Below are 6,560 nucleotides of genomic sequence, written 5' to 3' on the forward strand. Positions count from 1 at the left end.
CCGGCACGTTCGAGGAGATCGGCCGTTTCAGCGGCGGCGACATCAACGCAGGGCGCGCCGGCGCGGCCGTCATCACCGGATTCGGCGAGATCTACGGGCGCCGCGTCGCCGTCTACGCGCAGGACTTCTCGGTGCGCGGCGGAACGCTCGGTGTTGCTGAAGGTCGCAAGATCTGCCGGCTGATGGACCAGGCGCTCACATTGCGCATCCCGATCGTCGCGTTGATCGATTCGGGCGGCGCGCGCATCCAGGAGGGCGTCGCCGCGCTCACGCAGTACGGGCGCATCTTCCGCAGGACCTGCGACGCGAGCGGCTGCGTGCCGCAGATCTCGCTGATCCTCGGGCCGTGCGCGGGCGGCGCCGTCTACTGCCCGGCGCTGACCGACCTGATCATCATGACGCGCGAGAACTCGAACATGTTCGTCACCGGTCCGGACGTCATCAAGGCGGCGACCGGCGAATCGATCAGCATGGACGACCTCGGCGGCGGCGCCGTGCACAGCACGACCTCCGGCGTCGCGCACTATCTGGGCGTCGACGAGGCGGATGCGATCGACTATGCGCGCACCGTGCTCGCGTATCTGCCGGCGAACGCGGGCGAACAGCCGCCGTCCTACTCGTACATGGCGACGCGCGCCGACCATGAGGTCGCGCGGCGTCTGGGCACGATCGTGCCCGACAACGACCGCCAGCCCTACGACGTGCTCGACGTCATCCGCTGCGTCGTCGACTACGGCGAGTTCGTGCAGGTGCATGAGCTGTTCGCGCCGTCGGCCGTCGTCGGTTTCGCGTGCATCGACGGCCACCCGGTCGGCATCGTCGCGAACCAGCCGAACGTCAACGCCGGCGGCCTCGACGTTGACTCGTCGGAGAAGGTCGCGCGCTTCGTGCGGCTGTGCGACGCGTTCAACCTGCCGGTCGTCACGCTCGTGGACACGCCGGGATACAAGCCGGGCGCCGAACAGGAGCACGCCGGCATCATCCGCCGCGGCGCGAAGGTCATCTACGCGTACGCGAACGCGCAGGTGCCGCTCGTCACGATCGTGCTGCGCAAGGCCTACGGCGGCGCCTACATCGTCATGGGCTCGAAGTCGATCGGCGCCGACCTCAACTACGCGTGGCCGGCGGCGCAGATCGCCGTGCTCGGCGCGACCGGCGCCGTCAACATCATCCATCGCAAGGACCTGCAGAAGGCGAGGGACGCCGGAGCGGACGTGGAGGCGGCGCGCGCGAGGTACGCGGCCGACTACGAACGCACGACCGTCAACGCGAACCTGTCGATGGAGACCGGGCAGATCGACGCGATGATCGACCCCGAGCAGACGCGCGACACGCTCATCGAAGGACTGCGGCTGCTGCGCGGCAAGCCACGCGCGCGCCGCGGGGACAAGCACCACGGCAACCAGCCGCTGTAGCGGCGCCCATGCGCGGCCGGCGCCCGGACGCGCGCCGCGCCGAACGAAGACCCGACCAACCGAAGACCAACCAACCGACAACCGAAGACCATCGAAGAGAAAGCATCCACGATACCGATGAGTACCGCATCCACCGCATCATTCATGGAACGACTCCAGCACGAAACCCACGCCCTGATGTTCGCCGGGCAGTCCACGCCGTGGACGACGGCGCTCGCCGAGCTGATGGACGAGCCGACGACCGCCGCGGCGCTGCGCGCAGCCGCGGGCCGTGCCCACGACCTGCTCGCGCCGGTCGCCGCGCAGCTGCTCGCGACGAGCGGACGCGACGTCGACCTGTTCGGCTTCGACGCGAACCCGGCGACGCTCGGTGCGGCCGCCGACGCGACGGCGAGCATCGAAGGCATCGCGCTCGCGCAGCTCGGCGCATTGATTGACCTCGACGAGCTCGGCTATTCGGCCGCCACGGCGCGGCCGGTCGCGCTGCTCGGCCACTCGCAGGGCATCCTCGGCGTGCATATGGCGCAGGCGATCGCCGACGCCGGCTCTCTCGACGCGGCCGCCGCGCGCATCGACGAGATCCTCGCGATCGCCGCATTGATCGGCGCCGCCGGCACCCGCGAGGCGCGCGCGCAGCGGATCGTGCGCCGATACGGCGACGCGACGCCGATGCTGTCGGTCAAGGGGATCCTGCCGGCGCAGGCGGACGCGCTGATCGCGCGCGTCGACGACGCCGACGGCCCGATCAGCGTCGCCGTCGTCAACTCGGCGAACCACGTCGTGCTGTCCGGACATCCGCAGGACCTCGAGGCCTTCGCCGACGAGGCGCGGCGCGAGCACCGCCGCCAGGCGCGGCTGCGCGCCGACAAGGTGCGCGGCGGCGCCGTCTTCGACCCGGTGCTCGAATACCTCGAGGTGACGCTGCCGTTCCACAGTCCGCTGATGGAGACGGCCGTCGAACGCACCGTCGCATGGGCGGCCGCCTGCGGCATCGACGAGGAGCGCGCGCACACGCTCGCCGAGGAGGTGCTCGTCCGTCAGGTCGACTGGAACACGCAGGTCGCCGAACTGCTCAAGGAACACGATCCGCGCACGTTGTGGGCGGTCGACCTCGGCCCGGGCACGACGATCGGCAAGCTGTTCACGGCCGTCGCCGAAGGCACCGGCGTCGGCGTCGTCGAAGCCTGCGACGCCGCGCAGCGCGCCGCGCTCGCGACGGCCACCGACGACCCGGCGCGCCTGCAGGACTGGTCGGCGTACGCGCCGCGCCTCGTGAAGACGCCGCAGGGCGCGCGCGTCGAGACGGCGTTCACGCGTCTGACCGGCAAGCCGCCGGTGCTGCTCGCCGGCATGACGCCGACGACCGTCGACCCCGAGATCGTCGCCGCGGCCGCGAACGCCGGCTACTGGGCGGAGCTCGCAGGCGGCGGCCAGGTGACGGCCGAGGTCTTCGACCGCCATATGGCCGAGCTCGGCGCGCTGCTCGACGAGGGACGCACCGTCGAATTCAACGCGATGTTCATGGACCGCTATCTGTGGAACCTGCAGTTCGGCTCGTCGCGCATCGTACCGAAGAAGCGCGCGTCGGGCGCCCCGATCGACGGCGTCGTCGTCTCCGCGGGCATCCCCGAACTCGACGAGGCGGTCGCGCTCGTCGCCTCGCTCAACGCCGACGGCTTCCCTTACGTGTGCTTCAAGCCGGGCACCGTCGAGCAGATCCGCCAGGTCGTGCGCATCGCGCAGGCCGTCGCGCCGGCGAAGGTGCTCGTGCAGGTCGAAGGCGGCTCGGCCGGCGGCCACCACAGCTGGGAATCGCTCGACGACCTGCTGTTGGCGACCTACGCGCAGGTGCGCGGACAGCATAACCTCGTGCTCGTCGTCGGCGGCGGCATCGGCACGCCGGAACGCGGCGCCGACTACATCACCGGCGCATGGGCGGCGCGCTACGGCCGTCCGCTGATGCCGGTCGACGGCGTGCTCGTCGGCACCGCCGTCATGACGGCGAAGGAGGCGCATACGTCGCCCGAGGTCAAGCAGCTGCTGGTGCAGACACCCGGCATCACGGCGGCCGGCGCCGACGCGGACGACGTGTTCGCGCCGCTCGGCGAACAGTGGGTGCCGAGCGGCAAGGCCGTCGGCGGCGTGACGAGCGGCCTGAGCCATCTGCATGCGGACATCTACGAGCTCGAGAACGCCTCCGCGCGCTGCGGCCGCCTGCTCGTGCACGTCATGAAGCACCCCGAGGAGCTCGAATCGCGCCGCGAGGAGATCATCGAGGCGCTCGACCGGACCGCCAAACCGTATTTCGGCGATCTGAAGACGATGCGCTACGAGGACTGGGCGCGCCGCTTCGCCGAGCTCGCGTTCCCGTGGGCCGACGGCACCTACGCCGACCGCTACCTGCATCTGCTGCAGCGCATCGAGGCGCGCGTCATCGACCTCGAACAGGGCGCGTTCACGCCGATGTTCCAGCACCGCGCCGACGTCGAGGCCGACCCCTTCGCCGCGCTCGCCGCGCTCGTCGAAGCCTACCCGGCGATGCGCGAGCTGACGGTGACGCCGGCCGACGAGGCCTGGTTCACCGAACTCGTGCGCGAATACCCCAAGCCGATGCCGTTCGTGCCGGCGATCGACCACGACCTGCTGCGCTGGTGGGGCCAGGACCAGCTGTGGCAGTCCGAGGACCCGCGCTACCCGGCCGATTCGGTGCGCATCATCCCCGGCCCGATCTCGGTGGCCGGCATCACGACGGTCGACGAGCCGGTCGCCGACATCCTCGACCGCTTCCGCGATGCGATGACGGCGCGCGTGGCCGCCGCCGGCGATGACGCCGCCGACCCGCGCTTCGCATTGCTCGACGGCGCCGCCGACGCCGAGGACTTCATCCGCCGCAGCCCGAACATCTCGTGGATCGGCCACCAGACCGCCAACCCGGCCTACGGCACCGTGCGCGGCGACAGGACCTACGAGCTGACCCACGTCGGACGCGACGAACGGAGCGGCGTCGAGCGCTTCGACCTCGACATCCATCTCGACACGTTCTGGGACGACGACCCGGACGGTGGGGCGGCGAAGCACGCGGTGCGCGACATCGTCATCCCGCTCAACGTGGCGGCGGACGCGACCGGCATGATCCCGGTCGTCGACCGCGAGCGCCTGCCCGAACACGTCTACCGCATGCTCGCCGCGACGGCCGGCATCGGCAACACGGCGATCACCGGCGACGAGCTGACGGCGATGCCGCAGATCGCCGACGCCGCGGCGGACGGCGTGGACGGCGTGGACGCGGCCGCCGCGCCCTTCGGCGTCGCGCACGCCGCATACACATTGTCGGCGAATCTCGGCGCCGACCATGAGGCGGCCACCGGCGGCGCGCTGCCGATCGAACTGACGCCGTCGCGCATCGCGCCGGACGCGCTCGTCGGCCCCGCATGGCCGGCGATCTACGCGGCGCTCGGCTCGGTCAGCGTCGACGGCTACCCGGTCATCGAAGGCCTGCTCAACGCCGTCCACCTCGACCATCTGATCGCGCTGCGGGTCGACGAGGAGACGCTGCTGGCGCACGTCGGCGAGCAGGTCGCGCTCACCAGCTGGGCGGAGCCGTACTTCGAATCGGCGTCGGGCCGCGTTGTGACGATCCATGTGCGGCATACGGCGGCCGATGGCACCGTGCTCGCCGACGAGACGGAACGCTTCGCGATCCGCGGCCGCGCCTACAGCGACGAGCTGCCGGCGCCGGCGGCCGACGACGGCGGCCTCGACGTGGACGTCGCCGCGACGCCGCGCCGCCTGCTGCGCCGCGTCACCGTGCGCGCGCCGCACGAGATGACGGCCTTCGCGCGCACCTCCGGCGACTTCAACCCGATCCACACATCGCACCGCGGCGCCGCAATCAGCGGACTGTCCCGGCCGCTCGTGCACGGCATGTGGCTGTCGGCGACGGCGCAGCACGCCGTGCAGGCGTTCGACGAGCGCGGCGCGCACTACGAGATCGCCGGCTGGACGTACAACATGTACGGCATGGTGCAGCTCGACGACGACGTGGAGATCAGCGTCGAACGCGTCGGCCGTGTCAGGCACGGCGGCCTCGCGCTCGAAGTGACGTGCCGCATCGGCGGACAGCTCGTCAGCCGCGCGACCGCCGTCACATGCGCGCCGTCCAGCGCCTTCGTCTACCCGGGCCAGGGCATCCAAAGCCAGGGGATGGTCCTCGACGAGCGCATGAAGTCGCCGGCGGCGCGCGACGTGTGGGAACGCGCCGACAGGCTCACGCGCGACCGCCTCGGGTTCTCGATCCTCGCCGTCGTGCGCGACAACCCGAAGGAGCTGACGGCGAACGGCGTCACCTACCGTCATCCGGAAGGCCTGCTCAACCTCACGCAGTTCACGCAGGTCGCGCTCGCGACCGTCGCGTTCGCGCAGACGGCGCGCATGCAGGAGGCGGGCGCCGACGTCCGTCCGTCGTACTTCGCCGGCCATTCGCTCGGCGAATACAACGCGCTGAGCTCGTTCGCGCACGTCATCCCGCTGGAGACGGTGCTCGAACTCGTGTTCCACCGCGGTTCGACGATGCACCATCTGATCGACCGCGACGCGCAGGGCCGGTCGAACTACCGCATGGGCGCGCTGAGGCCGAACCAGTTCGGCGTCGACGACGCGCATGTGAAGGCGTATGTGGAGTCGGTCGCCGAGGCGAGCGGCGAGTTCCTCGAGATCGTCAACTACAACCTCGCCGGACAGCAGTACGCCGTCGCCGGCACGATCGCCGGCCTCAAGGCGCTCGCCGCGGATTCGGCGCGCCGCGTGGCGGAGTTCGGCGGCAAGCCGGCGTTCATGCTCGTGCCGGGCATCGACGTGCCGTTCCATTCGTCGCTGCTGCGCAAGGGCGTTCCCGAGTTCCGCGACAAGCTCGACGCGCTGCTGCCGGCCGAGATCGACTACCGCGGCGCGCTCGAAGGCCGCTACATCCCGAATCTCGTGGCCGCGCCGTTCGCGATGACGAAGGAGTTCGCGCAGCTGATCCTCGACGTCGTGCCGAGCGAACGCATCGCCGCCGCGCTCGCCGACGACGCCGTCTGGGACGACTACGCCGCCGACGACCAGAGGCTCGGCCGCTTGCTGCTCACCGAGCTGCTGTCGTGGCAG

General features: G+C 70.9%; 2 protein-coding genes. Both read left to right on the forward strand.

The window, feature by feature from the left end; translation table 11 throughout:
• Nucleotides 1-1,415, forward strand: a 1,415-nt coding sequence (locus tag B1400_RS08905; protein WP_095614039.1) for an acyl-CoA carboxylase subunit beta, incomplete at its 5' end; no start/stop codon positions are given.
• 117 nt (nt 1,416-1,532) lie between these two features.
• The coding region (locus tag B1400_RS08910) for a fatty acid synthase subunit beta domain-containing protein (protein ID WP_133064677.1) at nt 1,533-6,560 on the forward strand (5,028 nt) is incomplete at its 3' end.

Origin of the sequence: Bifidobacterium italicum, assembly GCF_002286915.1 — a bacterium.
Taxonomy (GTDB): domain Bacteria; phylum Actinomycetota; class Actinomycetes; order Actinomycetales; family Bifidobacteriaceae; genus Bifidobacterium; species Bifidobacterium italicum.